Annotated in this window: 14 protein-coding genes; all 14 read right to left on the reverse strand. The window is 69.6% G+C overall.

Going from position 1 to position 16,025, the window contains the following annotated elements:
• Positions 1-32: 32 nt before the first annotated feature.
• Positions 33-1,220: a class I SAM-dependent RNA methyltransferase gene (locus LPN01_RS01050; RefSeq protein WP_262826503.1), complete on the reverse strand. Its 1,188-nt coding sequence runs from the start codon at positions 1,218-1,220 to the stop codon at positions 33-35.
• Complete coding sequence (locus tag LPN01_RS01055) at positions 1,217-2,602, reverse strand: NAD(P)H-hydrate dehydratase (RefSeq protein WP_262826504.1); 1,386 nt, start codon at positions 2,600-2,602, stop codon at positions 1,217-1,219. The genes LPN01_RS01050 and LPN01_RS01055 overlap by 4 nt, the downstream gene beginning before the upstream one ends.
• Positions 2,599-2,931 (reverse strand): hypothetical protein, encoded by a 333-nt coding sequence (locus LPN01_RS01060; RefSeq protein WP_262826505.1) that lies wholly within the window; start codon positions 2,929-2,931, stop codon positions 2,599-2,601. The genes LPN01_RS01055 and LPN01_RS01060 overlap by 4 nt, the downstream gene beginning before the upstream one ends.
• 22 nt (positions 2,932-2,953) lie before the next feature.
• Positions 2,954-4,672: a dihydroxy-acid dehydratase gene (ilvD, locus tag LPN01_RS01065; RefSeq protein WP_262826506.1), complete on the reverse strand. Its 1,719-nt coding sequence runs from the start codon at positions 4,670-4,672 to the stop codon at positions 2,954-2,956.
• Between the two features lie 43 nt (positions 4,673-4,715).
• Positions 4,716-5,630, reverse strand: a complete 915-nt coding sequence (locus tag LPN01_RS01070; protein ID WP_262826507.1) for a glycosidase — start codon at positions 5,628-5,630, stop codon at positions 4,716-4,718.
• A gap of 10 nt (positions 5,631-5,640) precedes the next feature.
• On the reverse strand, positions 5,641-6,408 hold the full coding sequence (locus LPN01_RS01075; protein WP_262826508.1) for an SDR family NAD(P)-dependent oxidoreductase: 768 nt from the start codon (positions 6,406-6,408) through the stop codon (positions 5,641-5,643).
• A gap of 129 nt (positions 6,409-6,537) precedes the next feature.
• A complete protein-coding gene (locus LPN01_RS01080) occupies positions 6,538-6,693 on the reverse strand; it encodes a hypothetical protein (protein WP_262826509.1) in 156 nt (51 codons plus the stop codon).
• Between the two features lie 58 nt (positions 6,694-6,751).
• Entirely contained in the window at positions 6,752-7,102 is a 351-nt protein-coding gene (locus LPN01_RS01085; protein WP_262826510.1) for a response regulator, read from the reverse strand.
• A gap of 55 nt (positions 7,103-7,157) precedes the next feature.
• Complete coding sequence (locus LPN01_RS01090; RefSeq protein ID WP_262826511.1) at positions 7,158-9,542, reverse strand: PAS domain-containing sensor histidine kinase; 2,385 nt, start codon at positions 9,540-9,542, stop codon at positions 7,158-7,160.
• An 83-nt stretch (positions 9,543-9,625) separates the two neighbouring features.
• Positions 9,626-11,656, reverse strand: coding sequence for a M13 family metallopeptidase (locus LPN01_RS01095; RefSeq protein ID WP_262826512.1), 2,031 nt, complete (start codon positions 11,654-11,656; stop codon positions 9,626-9,628).
• A gap of 162 nt (positions 11,657-11,818) precedes the next feature.
• Positions 11,819-13,882 (reverse strand): M13 family metallopeptidase, encoded by a 2,064-nt coding sequence (locus LPN01_RS01100; protein WP_262826513.1) that lies wholly within the window; start codon positions 13,880-13,882, stop codon positions 11,819-11,821.
• A gap of 79 nt (positions 13,883-13,961) precedes the next feature.
• Complete coding sequence (locus LPN01_RS01105) at positions 13,962-14,516, reverse strand: DUF2062 domain-containing protein (protein ID WP_262826514.1); 555 nt, start codon at positions 14,514-14,516, stop codon at positions 13,962-13,964.
• A gap of 12 nt (positions 14,517-14,528) precedes the next feature.
• Positions 14,529-15,011: an SsrA-binding protein SmpB gene (gene smpB / locus LPN01_RS01110; protein WP_262826515.1), complete on the reverse strand. Its 483-nt coding sequence runs from the start codon at positions 15,009-15,011 to the stop codon at positions 14,529-14,531.
• A 57-nt stretch (positions 15,012-15,068) separates the two neighbouring features.
• Positions 15,069-15,953 (reverse strand): 4-hydroxy-tetrahydrodipicolinate synthase, encoded by an 885-nt coding sequence (gene dapA, locus LPN01_RS01115; protein WP_262826516.1) that lies wholly within the window; start codon positions 15,951-15,953, stop codon positions 15,069-15,071.
• Positions 15,954-16,025 lie beyond the last annotated feature (72 nt).

A 16,025-nucleotide genomic window follows, 5' to 3' on the forward strand; every position in this document is an offset into this window, starting at 1 on the left:
GGTCGAACCCGTTCGCGTTTCCGCGCGCGATCCTACCGCACGAAGCGCGCCGCCAGCTCGACATGGGTGGACCAGCGGAACTGGCCGACCGGCTGGATCCAGTCGATCCGCCAGCCGCCATCGATCAGCAGCCTCGCGTCGCGCGCGAAGCTCGACGGGTTGCACGAGACATAGCCGATGACCTTCGAGCGGCAGGCGGCGAGCGCGTCGGCCTGATCGCGGGCGCCGGCGCGGGGCGGATCTATGACGATCGCATCGAAGCGGTCCAGTTCGGCGACGGTCAGCGGGCGGCGGTAGAGGTCGCGATGCTCGGTGAACACCTGCAATTGGCGGCTGCCCGCCGCGGCCTTGAGCGCATAGATCGCGTCGCGGCCGCCCTCCGCCGCATAGACGCGGCCGGGCAGTGCCAGCGTGAAGGTGCCGAGGCCGGCGAACAGGTCCGCGATCGTGCCCGCACCCCGGGTGGCCTCGCGCATCGCGGCGACGAGCGCATCCTCGCCCTCCTGCGTCGCCTGCAGGAACGATGCCGGCGGCAGCGGCACCGGGTGCCCGCCCAGCGTGATCGTCACCGGCCGGGGCTCCCAGCGCGTTTCGGGCCCGTCGCCGCTGTCGAGCGTGAAGCGGGCGATGCCGTGGCGTTCGCAAAAGCCGGTGATCGCCTCCGCCGCCACGAGCCCGTCGGCCGTCAGGTTGGTGACCATCACGTCCGGCCCCTGATCCGACAGCGTCAGGTGGACGTCGCCGCGGCGCCTGAAGCCGAGCTTCTGGAGCAGCGTCTGCAATGGCGCGACGACGGCGAACAGCGCGGGTACCAGGACGTGGCATTCGCGCATGTCGACGATGTCGTGACTCTTTTCCGCGGTGAAGCCCAACGTGACGCGCCCGCCCTTCCCCTCCGCATGCAGCGTCGCGCGACGGCGCGTCCGCGGCGGCGAGACGAGCGGCGCGCGCAGCGGCGCGGCGAGGTCCTGTGCGTCGAGGGCGCTGGCGACGCGGTCTGTGACGAACGCGGCATAGGCCTCGTCGTCGAGATGCTGGAGCTGGCAGCCGCCGCATTCGGGAAAGTGACGGCACGGCGCGACCTGATGATGCGGGCCATGGGTGAGCGTGCCGTCGGCGTCGAGGGTGTCGCCGGGCGCGGCGAAGGCGGCATGGCGGCCATCGCCGGTGACGCCATCGCCGCGGGCGGCGACGCGCAGGATCGTGTTTTCGGAAGTCATGCGCCGGCTCTGGCCGGGGTCAGCGCATTTGCCAAGTCGTCGGCGACGAAGCTGCGTCCGGCGAGCCGTGCCGCCCGCGCGTGCAGCCAGACGCCCGCGTTCGCCGCGGCGAACGGATCGCTGCCGGGATGCGCCAGCTGCGCCGCGATCGCGCCGGCGAGGACGTCGCCGGTGCCTGCCGTCGACAGCCACGGATTGCCGCCGGGATGCACCGACGTGCGGATGGCGTCGGCGACGATCGTGGTCGCTCCCTTCAGCACCACCACCGCGCCCGTGCGCACCGCCGCGGCGCGCGCGCGGTCCAGCGGCGATCCGGCCGACGCCCCGAACAGCGCGGCGAATTCGCCCGCGTGCGGGGTGAGGATGACGGGATGGCGTCGCCGCAGCGCATCGGCGTCGATCAGGTGGAGCGCATCGCCGTCGATGACCATCGGGTGCGTATCCGCCTCGATCAGCGCCTGCACGCGAGCGCGGGCGACGGCGTCGCGGCCGAGGCCGGGTCCGATCAGGATCGCCCCGATCCGCGGGTCGGCCAGCGCCGCAGGATCGAACGCGCGATGCACGATCGCATCGGGTCCACCCCGTCCGCTGCCGCCGTAGAGCGCGACATAGCCGGCGCCGCTGCGCAGTGCGGCGACCGCGGCTAGCCGCGCGGCCCCCTCCATCGCGCCGGTAACGACGGCGACCATGCCGCGACTGTACTTGTGCGACTCCGCGCCGGGCTCGGGTAGCTGCGGGCGCTGCGCGACGGCGACCGCCCCCGGACAGGCAAGGCCGAGGTCGACCAGCCGCACCGCGCCGCAGGCCGCCGCCGCAGGATACAGGACATGCGCGGGCTTGAGGGCGCCGAGCGCCAGCGTCAGCGTCGCCGGCCGCCGGCGTGCCCAGCCGGGCGCCGCCGCGGTGTCGGCCTGCGTTCCGCTCGGCAGGTCGGCGGCGACGACGATACCCGCCGCCAGCGCCAGCCGTTCGAGGCCGGCGTCGACCTCGCCGGACAGCGGCCAGTCGACCCCGGTGCCGAACAGGCAGTCGAGCATCACCGGCGCGGGCGGGGCCTCCGCGAAGGGCGCCACCGGCCCGCTCCAGCGTACGCGCGCGCGCCGCGCGGCATCGGTGCGCGGCGCACCGCTCGCGGCGACGCGGACGCGATGGCCGGCGGCCTGCAATATCGCCGCCGCGACATAGCCGTCACCGCCGTTGTTGCCCGGCCCGCAGACGACGAGCACCTCCGCTCCGGCCGTCAGGCGGCGCACGGCCGCGGCGAGACCCTGTCCCGCGCGTGCCATCAGCGCATCGACCGTCGCACCTCCGGCGATCGCCGCATCCTCGGCGGCGCGCATAGCCGCGGTGGTCAGGATCGCGCGGCCCTCGATGCCGATCATCGCGCTGCGCCGATCGTGGCGGGCAGGCGATAGCGGTCGCCGCCGATCGCGACTTCGATGGACGTTCGGTCCCGCACGGCGACCCGCGCCGGCTCGGCGCCATCCGCGGCGACGACGCCGCGGCCGTCGTGCGTCACGCGCAAGCGGTGAAAGCCCCCGTCGGGATTGCGGACGGTCAGGATCAGGCCGTCGGCATCGTGGCAGCGTTCGACGGTGCAGCCCTCACGGAGCGGCGCCGCGCCGCGGGCGCAGGCGAGCGGTTCGCCCGCGAGGACGGTCGCGGCGGTCGCACCCGCATCGCGATCGCCACACGCGGCGAGGAGCAGCATCGCCCCCGCCGCGTATCGCGGATCAGATATCGGCATAGACGTGGGTTTCGGCCTTCGCGCCGGGGTGCGTCACGGCGCCCTGCCACGCCGGACCGACGGTCTGCGCATAGCGCCACAAGGCGCCCGACCCGTAGTCGGTGACGCGGGGGCGCCATGCCGCGCGGCGGTCGGCGAGCGTCGCCTCGTCGACCAGCAGGTCGATCGTCCCCGCCTCCGCATCGATGCGGATCGGATCGCCGTCCGAGACCAGCGCGATCGGGCCGCCCTCCGCCGCCTCAGGCCCGACGTGGCCGATGCAGAAGCCGCGCGTTGCGCCCGAAAAGCGGCCATCGGTGATGAGCGCGACCTTTTCGCCCATGCCGAGGCCATAGAGCGCCGCGGTGGTCGACAGCATCTCGCGCATCCCCGGCCCGCCCCTGGGGCCTTCGTAGCGGATCACCAGCACCTCGCCCTCGTTGATCGCCCGTGCCTCGACCGCGGCGAAGCAATCCTCCTCGCAATCGAAGACGCGCGCCGGCCCTTCGAACTGGAGGCGGTGCATGCCCGCCACCTTGACGATCGCACCATCCGGGGCGAGCGAGCCGCGCAGGCCGACGACACCGCCGGTCGGGCTGAGCGGCGTCGCCACGTCGTAGATGACCTTCTGGTCCGGATTCCACGTCACCTGGTCGATATTCTCCGCCAGCGTCCGGCCGGTGACGGTCATGCAGTCGCCATCGAGCAGACCGCCCGCCAGCATCGTCTTCATCAGCATGTAGACGCCGCCCGCCTCGTACATGTCCTTGGCCACGTAGCGGCCGCCGGGCTTCAGGTCGGCGATGTACGGCGTCGACCTGAACGCCTCTGCGACGTCGAACAGGTCGAAATCGATCCCCGCCTCGCTCGCCATCGCGGGCAGGTGGAGCGCGGCATTGGTCGATCCGCCGGTGGCGGCGACGACCCGCGCGGCGTTGACGAAGGCGGCGCGGGTGCAGATGTCGCGCGGGCGCAGCTGGCGACCGACCAGTTCCATCACCTGCGCACCCGCGGCGACTGCAATCTGCTCGCGCGTGCTGTACGGCGCGGGCACCATGTTGCTGTTGGGCAGGCTGAGCCCGATCGCCTCGCCGACGCAGGCCATGGTGTTCGCGGTGAACTGGCCGCCGCAGGCGCCGTGGCCGGGACAGGCGACCTTTTCGAGTTCGTGCACTTCCGACAACGGGCATGCACCCGCGGCATATTTGCCGACGACCTCGAACACGTCGACGACCGTCACGTCGCGATTCTGGAAGCGGCCGGGCAGGATCGATCCGCCATAGACGAAGATCGAGGGTATATTGAGCCGCAGCATGGCCATCATCATGCCGGGCAGCGACTTGTCGCAGCCCGCGAAGCCGACGAGCGCGTCGTAGCAATGGCCGCGGACCGACAGCTCGACCGAATCGGCGATCACCTCGCGGCTGACCAGCGATGCCTTCATGCCCTGATGGCCCATCGCGATGCCATCGGTCACGGTGATGGTGTTGAAGCGGCGCGGCATGCCGCCACCCTGGATCACCCCGGCCTGTGCCGCGTCCGCCTGGCCGTCAAGCGTGGTGTTGCACGGCGCCGAATTGTTGCCCGCGCTGGCGAGCGCGACGAAGGGCTTGGCGATATCCTCCTCGCCGATGCCCATGGCGTAATAATAGCTGCGGTGCGGGGCGCGCTCGGGGCCGACCGAGACGTGGCGGCTCGGCAGGCGGGTCTTGTCGAACTGGGTCATGGCGATGCCCTATGTCGTCAAACGCCCCGCCGACGCAAGCATGTTACGCGTAATACCGGATGCGTGCGCGTCGCAGGATGCGATCCTCCAGCGAGAAGTAGAGCGAGATCATGCCGTCCTCGACGACGGTCGACGCCGCGAAGGCGATATCGGTCTTGCTCCGATCCTCGGGCGGCGGCGGCAGGATCAGCGGTTCCAGCCCACGGCCCGTGACGGTGGCGAATCGCGCATCGAAGCTGATCCAGCCGATCCGCCAGCGCGCATCGAGCGTCGCCCCATTGTAGAACATAACCGGGTCGGCGCCGGGCAGGCAGCAGATCGGGCCGGTCGACAGGTGCCAATTGTCCCAGGAATCACCGCGGATCGGGAATGGGTCGGCCAGCGCCGTCCACGGGTCGCCAAGCGTCGCGGCGCGTGCGACGCCGACGCGGGATGCGCCGACGCCATGATCCTCCGCGGCGGCATATTCGTAGAACAGGCGCCAGTCGCCCGCGGGGGTGCGGGCGAAGGTCGCTTCCTTGATATTGCCCTCGCCTTCCGGTGCCGCGAGTTCGACCCGGCGCTTGACCAGCGCATCGAGCGACGGGCCGGTGGCGGAGATCATGACGCCGCGCGAGCGGGCGGCGTCGACGCCCGTGTAATAGACCACGTAGCTGCCGTCGTCGGCGCGCAGCACGGTCGGGTCCTCGCATCCGCCAGCATCCGCGTCGGCGGGATCGGTGCCGGGCGCGATCGCAAGTCGCTGGTCGAGCGTGAAGGCCAGCCCGTCGTCGCTCCAGCCGCTGGCGATCAGCCCGGTCGGGTCGCGGGGTCCCATCGGGTCGGGAACGCCGCGCACCAGCATGCGGTAACGGTCGCCCTCGCGCCACACGAAGGGGCTCATCAGGTCCATGCCGTCGAGCGGCGAGCCCGGCGCGATGGTGACGGTGTCGAGCTGTTCGACGGCATAGGTCGGCATCAGGCGTTCCTCACGCGCCCTGCGCGATGACGAGCGACAAAGCGCCGTCGATCGTGACGGTGGTTCCCGTGATATAGTCCGCGGCAGGCGAGAGGAGGAAGGCGACCAGCGTCGCCACTTCGCCCGCCGCACCGGCGCGACCCCAGGGAATGTTCGCTTCCAGCTTGGCGCGATAGGCGTCGTCCGCCATGGCTTTCGCATTCATCGGCGTCAGGATCATGCCCGGCGCGACCCCGTTCACCGCGATCCGCCTGGGTGCGAGTTCCAGCGCCAGCGTCGCGGTCAGCTGCGCGAGGCCACCCTTCGCGGAATCGTAATCGGCGCCGCCGGGACGCGGGGCGCGTTCGTGGATCGAGGATATGTTGACGATCCGCCCACCGACGCCCTTCGCCTCGGCAGCGCGGACGAACCTGCGACAGGTCAGGAACGGTCCGTACAGGTCGGATCGGATGACGCGGTCGAACTGCGCCAGTTCCATGTCGACCAGCTTGGTGCCCGTCATGTTGAGCCCGGCGGAATTGACCAGCCACGTCGCGGTGCCGAACGCCTGCTCGGCGGCGGCGAACAGCGCATCGACCGCACCCTCGTCCGCGACGTCGCATTGCACGGCGCGGACCCGCGCTTCGCCGCCGCTCGCGGCGACGATCGCCCGCGCGGCATCGGCATCGCGGAAATAGGTGAAGACGACGCGCGCACCTGACTTGGCGAGTGCCTCGACGCAGGCCGCGCCGATCCCGCTTTCTCCGCCCGTCACCACCGCGATCGGTCCGTCCGTCATCCACCCGCTTCCTTCGCTGTCCGCCGAGACAATGCGACCGGATCGTCATCGTTCCGGTGACAAATCCGTCATGCGGCAGCAGGTGCGATCAGCGGCCGTGCACGACGGCGACCAAGCCCATGAGAACGATCAGGATCGCCACGGCGAGAACGAACAGCAAGCGAGCGGAAAAAACGCGCTGGTACGGTTGTCGTAACGCCATGCGATGATCGGCAGGGCGAGCACGCAAACGAGCAAGGCCGCGATGCTGCCGACGAATCCGCCGGCGAGGATCGCAATCGCCATGGTGAGGATCGGAATGCCGTGACGCCGCGCCGTCGCCGGCAGGGATGTCACGGGGGCGTCACAGGGCGGCGAGCGCCTTTGCCACGCCGTCCATCGTGAACGGCTTCTGCAGCACCGGACGATCGCGAAACTGCGCATCGACGCTTTCGTCGCTGCCGCCGGTCGCGAAGACGAACGGGATGTCGCGCGCGGCCAGCGCTTCGGCGACGGGCGTGCTCTTCTCGCCGCCACGCAGGTTGACGTCGAGGATCGCAGCGTCGATGCCGCCGCCCTCGACACGCGCAAGCGCACCGGCGACGCTGTCGACGGTGCCGACCGCGGTCTTGTCCAGCACTTCGAGGAAATCCTCGAGCATCATCGCGATCAGCGGTTCATCCTCGACGATGAGGATCTGCGTGGGTGAAGGCATAGCTGCCCTTACCCGCGGTTGTTGCGCGATGACAACATGTTGTTTTGTTGCTTGCTCAGCGGGTCGCCAATACGTCGCGCGCCGCTTCGGCCAGCTGCTGGACGCTGAACGGTTTGGGCAGGAACGCGACGTTGTCGAGATCGATCGATTTGCGCAGCTGTTCCTCGGCATAGCCCGACATGAAGATGATCGGCAGGTCGGGATAGCGTTCGCGGACGTGGCGGACCATCGTCGGCCCGTCCATCGTCGGCATCACCACGTCGCTGATGAGCAGGTCGGGCCGCCCGTTGCGGTCGAGCAGGTCGAGCGCCGCCTCGCCGTTTTCCGCGGTCATCACCGTATAGCCCTGGCGCGTCAGCGCGCGCTCGGCGACCGCGCGGACCATGTCCTCGTCCTCGACGAGCAGGATCGTGCCGGTGCCCCATACCTCGACCGGCTTCGCCGGCGCGCGCGCCGGGGTGGGCAGCTTGGTGACCGTCCCCGCGGCGTGGACCGGCAGGTACATGGTGAAGGTCGCGCCCTGCCCCGGCTTCGAGTCGGCGAAGATCCAGCCGCCCGATTGCTTGACGATGCCATAGACGGTGGACAGCCCGAGGCCGGTGCCCTTGCCCACTTCCTTCGTCGTGAAGAAGGGTTCGAAGATCTTGGGCAGCACTTCGGGCGGGATGCCGCCGCCGGTGTCGGTGACCACCAGCGCCGTATAGTCGGCGACCGGCAGGATGTCCGATCCCAGCGCGCGCACTTCGGCCGGGGTGATCGACTTGGTCTGGATCGTCAGCGTGCCGCCGCCGCGCGGGTTGTGCGCGAGCATCGCGTCGCGCGCGTTGACGGCCAGGTTGACGACGACCTGTTCGAGCTGCCCCGGATCGGCGCGCACCGCGCCGAGGTTGCGGCCGTGCGTCACGTCGAGCCGGATCTGTTCGCCCATCAGCCGCTTGAGCAGGTTCGACACCTCCGCGACGACGTCGGGCAGTTGCAGCGTCTGCGGCCGCAGCGTCTGCTGACGGCTGAACGCGAGCAGCTGGCGGGTCAGGCTGGCGGCGCGGTTCGAATTGGTGCGGATCTGCTGGATGTCGTCGTAATCGCTGTCGCCGGGCGAATGGCGCATCATCATCAGGTCGCAATGGCCGATGATCGCGGTCAGGATATTGTTGAAATCGTGGGCGACGCCGCCTGCCAGCTGGCCGACCGCCTGCATCTTGGTCGCCTGCGCCACCTCGCGCTTCAGCCGCGATTCCTCGCTGTTGTCCTTGAGGCTGAGCAGCACCGCCGCATCCCCCAGCCCGCGCGCGCCGGCGATGGTCAGCGCGACCGGCTCGTCGGGATGGCCCTTCAGCCGGACGGCCATGTCCGACGAATGGGTCGCGCCGCCCGCGAACCGGCGGATCGCATCGGCGACCGCGGCCTTGTCTTCGCGGACCACCAGATCGCCCGGATAGAGCGGCGGCGCCTGCGGATCGACGCTGGCGGCGCGCAGGAAGGCATCGTTCATCTGGAGGAACCGGCCCTCCCGATCGACTAGCGCCATGCCGAACGGCATCAGGCTGACGAGGCTGCGGACGTGCGCCGACGCGCTGGCACCGATGGCGGGCGCATTGTCCTCGTCGTCCAGCAGCGCGACCAGAACCGGCGCGTGCTCCGAATCCATGAACGGGATCTGGAGGACGCGCAGCGGCGTGCCGTCCAGCCCCTCGCGCTCGAAGCGGACCAGCCCGCGACTGTCGGTGATGAGCAGCCGGGCGAAATCGCGTCCCTCGATCCCGCTGTTGCCGCCGAGCGCCCGCTGCATCAGGACGCGGTTCGCCGCGCGGATGCGGCCATCGGGCGCGATCAGCGCGGCCATCACCCCCGCCTGTCCCAGCCGGTCGCCGGTGGCGCCGCCGATCAGTTCCTCGGTATTCGCGGCAAGGTCGTGCTGCTGGAGCACGGTGAAGCGCCAGACGAGCATGTCGCCGTCGTCGCCCGACCGCGTGATCCGCGCGGCGACGTGCAGGTGGCGGATGCGCAGGTCGCCGACCTCGCCGATGCCGTCGCGCCACGCGATGCGGCCCGCATTGCCGAGCAGCGCCACGCCGTCGCCGTCGAGCGGCAGGCCGGGCGGCGTCGGAAAGCCGGAAAACAGCGATTCATAGGCGTCGTTGGCGCAGACCAGCCGCCCGGCGCGATCGGTGATCGCCACCGGATCGCTGCTCGCCTGTGCGACCGCGCGGGTGAACTCCCAGTCGAGCGCGCGCGCCGGCGCGTCCGTGCGCGGTGCGATCAGGCGCCAGGCGACGAGCATCCCCGCCGCGACGAGGCCGAGCGCGAGGAATCCCGCCGCCGCCACCAGGCTGCCGACGATCGCGAGGATCAGCACGGCCGCGGTCAGCGTCGCGCCGCCCGCGACCAGCGCCGCGGCGCGGGTGGGGCTCATGCCCGCGGGGATCGGAAGGGACGCCATCTCAATGCGTCATCGCGGGATCGGACGGGTGACGTCAAGCGATTGGTGGTCGCGGCGTCCCCCGTCCCGCATCGGTCCCGACGCTACCAGATCCGCACCCGCTGCTCGGGCGCCAGCACCAGCCTGCCCGACGGCGCCGGCTTGAACGCGGCATACCAGGGATCGAGGTTGCGGACGACCCAGGTCCGCTGCTGCGACGGGCTGTGCGGATCGGTCATCAGCCGCTGCTTCAGGTTCGCCTCGCGATAGTTGCGGCGCCACACCTGCGCCCAGCCGAGGTAGAAGCGCTGGTCGCCGGTCATGCCGTCGATCACCGGCGCCTCGCGACCGCCCAGCGCCTTGCGATAGGCGTCGTAGGCGACCGACAGGCCGGCGAGGTCCGCCGTATTCTCGCCCAGCGTGAGCGCACCCTTGACGTGCAGGCCGGGCAGCGGTTCGTAGGCGTCGTATTCGGCGACCAGCTTCGCGGTAAGCGCCTTGAACCGGGAGACGTCCTGCGGCGTCCACCAGTCGGTCAGCTGGCCCTTAGCATCGTATTTCGATCCCTGATCGTCGAAATGGTGCGACAGTTCGTGACCGATCACCGCGCCGATGCCGCCGTAATTGACCGCCGGGTCGGCGGCGGGATCGAAGAACGGCGGTTGCAGGATCGCGGCGGGAAACACGATCTCCACCATGCCGAAATTGGCATAGGCGTTCACCGTCATCGGCGTCATGCCCCATTCCCAGCGCTGGAGCGGCTTGCCGAGATGCCCGACATTATAGGCATAGCGCCATTCCGCCGCGCGCCGTTCGTTGCCGAACGCGTCGCCGGCGACGATCTTCAGCGCCGAATAATCGCGCCACCGGTCGGGATAGCCGATCTTGGGCGTAAACGCGGCGAGCTTCGCATGCGCCTTCACCTTGGTTTCGGGCGCCATCCAGTCGAGCCGGTCGATGCGCGTGCCCATCGCGGCGAGGACGTTTTTGACCAGCTGATCCGCCGCCGCCTTCGTCTCGGGCGGGAAATATTGCGAGACATAGGGCTTGCTGACCTCGTCCGACAGCGCGCCGCTGGTGAAGGCGACCGCCCGCTTCCACCGCTCCTCCTGCTCGGGCGTGCCGGATAGCATCGTGCCGTAGAAGGCGAATTGCTCGCGATCGAATGCGGCGGGCAGGACGTCGGCGTACGTGTCGAGGCTGCGGATCAGCAGCTGGTCCTGCAACACGCCGATCGGCGCCGCCGCGATCAGCGCGGCGATGCCCGTGATCGCCGACGGCTGGCTGACGTTCAGCGTGTCGACGGGCGTGCCGAGCGCCTTCAGATAGGTCGCGAAATCGAACCCCGGCGCCTGCCGCATCAGGTCGGCGACGCTGGTCTTGTTATAGGTCTTGCTGGCGTCGCGGCTGTCGATGCGGCTCCAGCTGACCTGCGCGATGCGCGTCTCGAAATCGACCAGCGCCTTCGCGCGCGCCGCCGCGTCCGCTTCGCCGGCGAGCGTGAACATCGCCGCGACATGCGCTTCGTAGCCCGCTTTCTCCTTGGCGTTCTTTGCTTCCAGATAATAGTCGCGGTCCGGCAGGCCGAGGCCGGACTGGCGCACGCCGACGATATAGACCTCGGGGTTCTTCGCGTCCTGGCCGACGCCGGTGCCGAACGGCGTCCCGACACCCTGGCGGGCGGCCCGGGCGATCAGCGCCGGATAGTCCGCCCTGGTCGCGCGCCGAATCTCCCCAAGCCACGGCTTGATCGGCGCGAGCCCCTTCTTCTCGATCGTCGCGGTGTCGAGATAGGTCGCATAGGCGGTGCCGATCTTCGAACCCGACGTCCGCGACGCGGCTTCGAGGATGCCGCGCGTGCGGTCGCGCGACCGGTCGGCGAGGACATCGAACGCGCCGAAGCTCGGCCGGTCGGCGGGGATCGCGGTGGTCTTCGCCCAGGTGCCGTTGGCATAGCCGTAGAAATCGTCGCCGGGCGCGACCGAACGGTCCATGCCCGCCGTGTCGAAGCCGTAGCTGCCGAGTTCCGGCTTGCCCGCCGCGCGCGCGGCCGGCGGCGTCGTGGCGGTCTGCGCGTGGACGATGCCGGCCATGGCGGATGCGCCGAGCAGGGCGGTGATGAGGATGGCTTTCATGACGACTCCGAAGCGAAACGGACACCGCCGCGCGCCCGATCGGGACGCGCGGCGGTGGAAGGAACGATCACGCTCGACGCGCGCCCGGCCGGTGCCCCGCCGCCGGACCGGCGTCCGGCGAGCGGTCGGCGCGGGACGGCGCGCGAGGGATCGCGACCGGGATCACCAGATCTTGATGCGGTCGGCAGGGGCCAGATAGTATTTCTGGCCCGGCTTGACCGCAAAGGCAGGATACCAGGCGTCGAGATTGCGGACGACATAGGCACGCCACTGGCCCGGCGTATGCGGATCGGTGGTCAGCTGGTTCTTGATCGCCGCCTCGCGCGCCTTGGTCTGCCAGACCTGGCCGAAGCCCATGAAGAAGCGCTGGTCGCCGGTATAGCCGTCGATCACCGGCGCCTTCTTGCCCTTCAGCGAGAGCTTGTAGGCGTCATAGGCGACGTTGATCCCGGCAAGATCGGCCATGTTCTCGCCCAGCGTCAGCTTGCCGTTGACCTTGCTGCCCGGGATCGGTTCGTAGGCACCGTATTGCGCGACGACCTTGTCGGTCAGCGCGGTGAAGCGCTGGACGTCGGCGGGGGTCCACCAGTCGGCGAAATTGCCCTTGGGATCGAACTTGCGGCCCTGGTCGTCGAAGTGATGGCTCAGCTCATGGCCGATCACCGCGCCGATCGCGCCGTAATTGACCGCCGGATCGGCATTCGGATCGAAGAACGGCGGTTGCAGGATCGCCGCCGGGAACACCACCTCGTTCATCAAGGGATTGGCATAGGCATTGACCGTCTGCGGCGTCATGAACCACTCGCTGCGATCGACCGGCTTGCCGATCTTGTCGAGCTGGCGCTTGTATTCGAACGCCGCGACGCGATCGGCGTTGCCCAGCACGTCGCCCTTCACGACGCGCAGGTTGGTATAGTCGCGGAACTTGTCGGGATAGCCGATCTTGGGCGTGAACGCGGCGAGCTTGGCCCGCGCCTTCACCTTCGTCTCGGGCGCCATCCATTCGAGCTTGGCAAGGCGCGCATCCATCGCGACGATCAGGTTGTGGACCAGCTCGTCGGCCTTCGCCTTCGCCTCGGGCGGGAAATACTTCTGGACGTAGACCTGCCCGACCGCCTCGCCGAGGCTGCCGTTGACGAGGTCGACGCCGCGCTTCCAGCGCTCCTTCAGCTGCGGCGTGCCCGACAGGGTCGTGCCGTAGAACGCGAACTGGGTGTTGACGAAGTTCGACGAGAGCAGCGGCGCGGCGTTCGAGATCGTGTGGAACGCCAGATATTCCTTCCACGTCGACAGCGGCGTCGCCGCGACGATCTTCGCGGTGCCGGTCAGCGCCGACGGCTGGCCGACGATCACGCGCGTCTGGCTGCCCAGCCCCTGCGCGGCGAGCATCGCCTTCCAGTCGAATCCGGGCATCGCGGTCGCGAGCTGGTCGACCGGCATCGGGTTATAGCCCTTTTCGACCTGGCGCAGCTCGGCGCGCTCCCAATGGACCTGCGCGATGCTCTTTTCGAGGTCGAAGATTCGCTGTGCCGCGCCCTGCGGATCGGGCTGGCCCGCCATCCGCAGCATGTCGGCGATATAGGCGACGTACTTCGTGCGCGCCTCGGCGAACTTGGGATCGTCCTTCAGGAAGTAATCCCGGTCGGGCAGGCCGAGGCCACCCTGGCCGAGGTACACCGCATAGACGGTGTTGTCCTTCAGGTCCTGCTGCACCCCCGCGCCGATCGGCACGTCGATGCCGTGCATCGTCGCCTCGCCGAAGGCCGTGGCGAGCGCGGCGGGTGAGTTGATCGCCGCGATCTTCGCCAGATAGGGCTTGAGCGGCGCGGCACCGGCCGCCTCGATCGCCGCGGCGTCCATGAAGGTCGCATAGGTGTCGCCGATCTTGGTCGAGACCGGATCAGCGCCCGGGTTGGCCGCCGCGCCCTCGATCACCGCACGCGTGCGCTCGTCGGACAGGTTGCGCAGGATCGCGAAGCCGCCCCAGCTCGACCTGTCCGCCGGGATTTCGGTGCGCGCCATCCATGCGCCGTTGACGTAATTGTAGAAGTCGTCGCCCGGCGCGACGGCCTTGTCCATCGCGGTCAGGTCGACGCCGAAGTCGCCGAGCTGCGGCTTGCCCGGCGCGGTCGCCGTCGCGGCGGCGGGACGGGTCGCGGTCTGGGCGTAGACGACGCCCGACGCCGCGGAGGCGAGCAGAAGGGCGGCAAGAACCGTATTGCGCATCGAAGGTCCCTTAAGATGAGGATTATCAGGGGAAAGAAGACTCGTGATGCGCGGTGTTGTAATCAGTTAAAACGCCTCGTCAAACCCGCTTCGACATATGGCGATGCCGCCATTTGCGCGCGATCCACAGCCGCCAGCCGAGCGCCGATCCGGCATAGCCGAGGATCGCACACGCACTCGTCAGCACGATCAGCCCCAGGCCGAACGCCGGCCCCTGTGCCCACAGCCAGTCGAGCGCGCCGGTCAGCCATTGCAGCCAGCCCGTCGCTGCCTCCGTCACCGGCTGGGTGATCGCGGGCGCGTCGCTGCGCAGCATCCAGCTGCCGATCCGGTAGGCGACGTACCACAGGAACGGGGTGGTGAACGGATTGGTGATGAAGGTCGTCAGCGCCGCCACCGGCACGTTGGCGCGGAACGGCAGCGCGAACAGCGCGGCGATCGCGATCTGCGCGACCGGGAACAGGAAGCCCGCGACCATCCCCAGCGCGACGCCGCGCGGCACTGACCGGCGGTTGAAGCGCCACAGGCCCGGCTCCATCACCCGATGCGCGACCGGACGCAGCAGCCGGTTCGTTTCCACCGATTCGCGCGTCGGCATGTTGCGACGGCACCAGCCGATGCTCTTCTGGAACATGGCCCGCGTCGCTCAGCCGCGGTCGCGCATGATGCGGCCAGCTTCCCGCTTCCACTCGCGCTCCTTGATCGCGGCGCGCTTGTCGTGGTCCTTGCGGCCCTTGGCCAGCGCGAGCTCCACCTTCGCGCGGCCACGGCCGTTGAAATAGACGCTGAGCGGGACGAGCGTCATGCCCTCGCGCGCGACCGCGCCGTGCAGCTTGTTGATCTCGCGCTCGTGCAGCAGCAGCTTGCGCGGCCGTTTCGCCTCGTGGTTGAACCGGTTGCCATGGCTGAATTCGGGCACGTTGGCGTTGACCAGCCAGACCGCGCCGTCACGCACCTCGGCATAGCTTTCGGCGATGCTGCCCTCGCCGAAGCGCAGGCTCTTCACCTCGGTGCCGGTCAGCGCGATCCCCGCCTCGTAGACGGTGTCGATGGTATATTCGAACCGCGCCTTGCGATTCTCGGCGACGATCTTCTTCTTGTCGAAGGTGGCGGGTTTGGGACGCGACATGTGAGGGGCGATGTAGTGGCTGTTACGGCGCAGGGGAAGCGGCGCCGTCCCGGGCGCTCAGATTAGCCGCGCATGCGCCAGCGCCGCATCGACCGCGGCGCGCGATTCGGCCGACGGCCACGTCATGGGCAGGCGGATGCCCGCGGGAAAGCCCGGCCGGACGCGCGTCATCGCATACTTCACCGGGCCCGGCGAAGCGTCGGTGAACAGCGCGTCGTGGAGCGGATAAAGGCGATCCTGCAACGCCAGCGCCGCCGCATAGTCGCCGGCCGCGCACGCCGCCTGGAAGTCCGCACACAGGCGCGGCGCGACGTTGGCGGAGACGGAGATGCAGCCCCTGCCCCCCATCGCGTTGAAGGCGAGCGCCATGTCGTCGTTGCCCGACAGCTGGACGAAATCCGGCCCGCACGCCGCGCGGTGGGCGGAGACGCGCGCGATCGCGCCGCTGGCGTCCTTCACCGCGACGAACACCGTCGGGAACGCATTGACGATCCGCGCCATCGTCGCGGGCTGGATGTCCGTCACCGTCCGTGCGGGCACGTTGTAGAGGACGATCGGCAAGTCGGCGGTTTCGGCCAGCGCCGCGAAATGCCGGTAGATCCCCTCCTGGCTAGGGCGGTTGTAATAGGGCGGAACCATCAGCGCGGCATCGGCGCCGGCAGCGCGCGCGCGGGCGATGTTGGCGGCGGCGACGGCCGTATCGTTGGATCCGGCGCCGGCGATCACGGGCACGCGGCCCGCCGCCTGATCGACGCAGATGCGCACGATGCCGAAATGTTCGTCGGCGGTCAGCGTCGCCGCCTCGCCCGTCGTGCCGCAGGGGACGAGTGCGGCGGAGCCTTCGGCGATCTGCCAGTCGACCAGCGCGCGATACGCGGCCTCGTCGAAGCGGCCATCGTCGTCGAAGGGCGTGACCAGCGCGGGAATGGAACCTGAGAACATACGGTAATTCGCGCTCCTGCTGCGCCGGGACGGGTTTTCGTTCAGGACAGATACGGGTGGAGGCCGTATGAT

The sequence above is a fragment of the Sphingomonas sp. A2-49 genome (genome assembly GCF_025548555.1).
Lineage (GTDB): Bacteria > Pseudomonadota > Alphaproteobacteria > Sphingomonadales > Sphingomonadaceae > Sphingomonas.

Bases quoted from the DNA above. Each gene is read 5' to 3' on its own strand.
- LPN01_RS01050 (WP_262826503.1), bottom strand. From the start codon at position 1,220: ATGACTTCCGAAAACACGATCCTGCGCGTCGCCGCCCGCGGCGATGGC.
- LPN01_RS01055 (WP_262826504.1), bottom strand. From the start codon at position 2,602: ATGATCGGCATCGAGGGCCGCGCGATCCTGACCACCGCGGCTATGCGC.
- LPN01_RS01060 (WP_262826505.1), bottom strand. From the start codon at position 2,931: ATGCTGCTCCTCGCCGCGTGTGGCGATCGCGATGCGGGTGCGACCGCC.
- ilvD (WP_262826506.1), bottom strand. From the start codon at position 4,672: ATGACCCAGTTCGACAAGACCCGCCTGCCGAGCCGCCACGTCTCGGTC.
- LPN01_RS01070 (WP_262826507.1), bottom strand. From the start codon at position 5,630: ATGCCGACCTATGCCGTCGAACAGCTCGACACCGTCACCATCGCGCCG.
- LPN01_RS01075 (WP_262826508.1), bottom strand. From the start codon at position 6,408: ATGACGGACGGACCGATCGCGGTGGTGACGGGCGGAGAAAGCGGGATC.
- LPN01_RS01080 (WP_262826509.1), bottom strand. From the start codon at position 6,693: ATGGCGATTGCGATCCTCGCCGGCGGATTCGTCGGCAGCATCGCGGCC.
- LPN01_RS01085 (WP_262826510.1), bottom strand. From the start codon at position 7,102: ATGCCTTCACCCACGCAGATCCTCATCGTCGAGGATGAACCGCTGATC.
- LPN01_RS01090 (WP_262826511.1), bottom strand. From the start codon at position 9,542: ATGGCGTCCCTTCCGATCCCCGCGGGCATGAGCCCCACCCGCGCCGCG.
- LPN01_RS01095 (WP_262826512.1), bottom strand. From the start codon at position 11,656: ATGAAAGCCATCCTCATCACCGCCCTGCTCGGCGCATCCGCCATGGCC.
- LPN01_RS01100 (WP_262826513.1), bottom strand. From the start codon at position 13,882: ATGCGCAATACGGTTCTTGCCGCCCTTCTGCTCGCCTCCGCGGCGTCG.
- LPN01_RS01105 (WP_262826514.1), bottom strand. From the start codon at position 14,516: ATGTTCCAGAAGAGCATCGGCTGGTGCCGTCGCAACATGCCGACGCGC.
- smpB (WP_262826515.1), bottom strand. From the start codon at position 15,011: ATGTCGCGTCCCAAACCCGCCACCTTCGACAAGAAGAAGATCGTCGCC.
- dapA (WP_262826516.1), bottom strand. From the start codon at position 15,953: ATGTTCTCAGGTTCCATTCCCGCGCTGGTCACGCCCTTCGACGACGAT.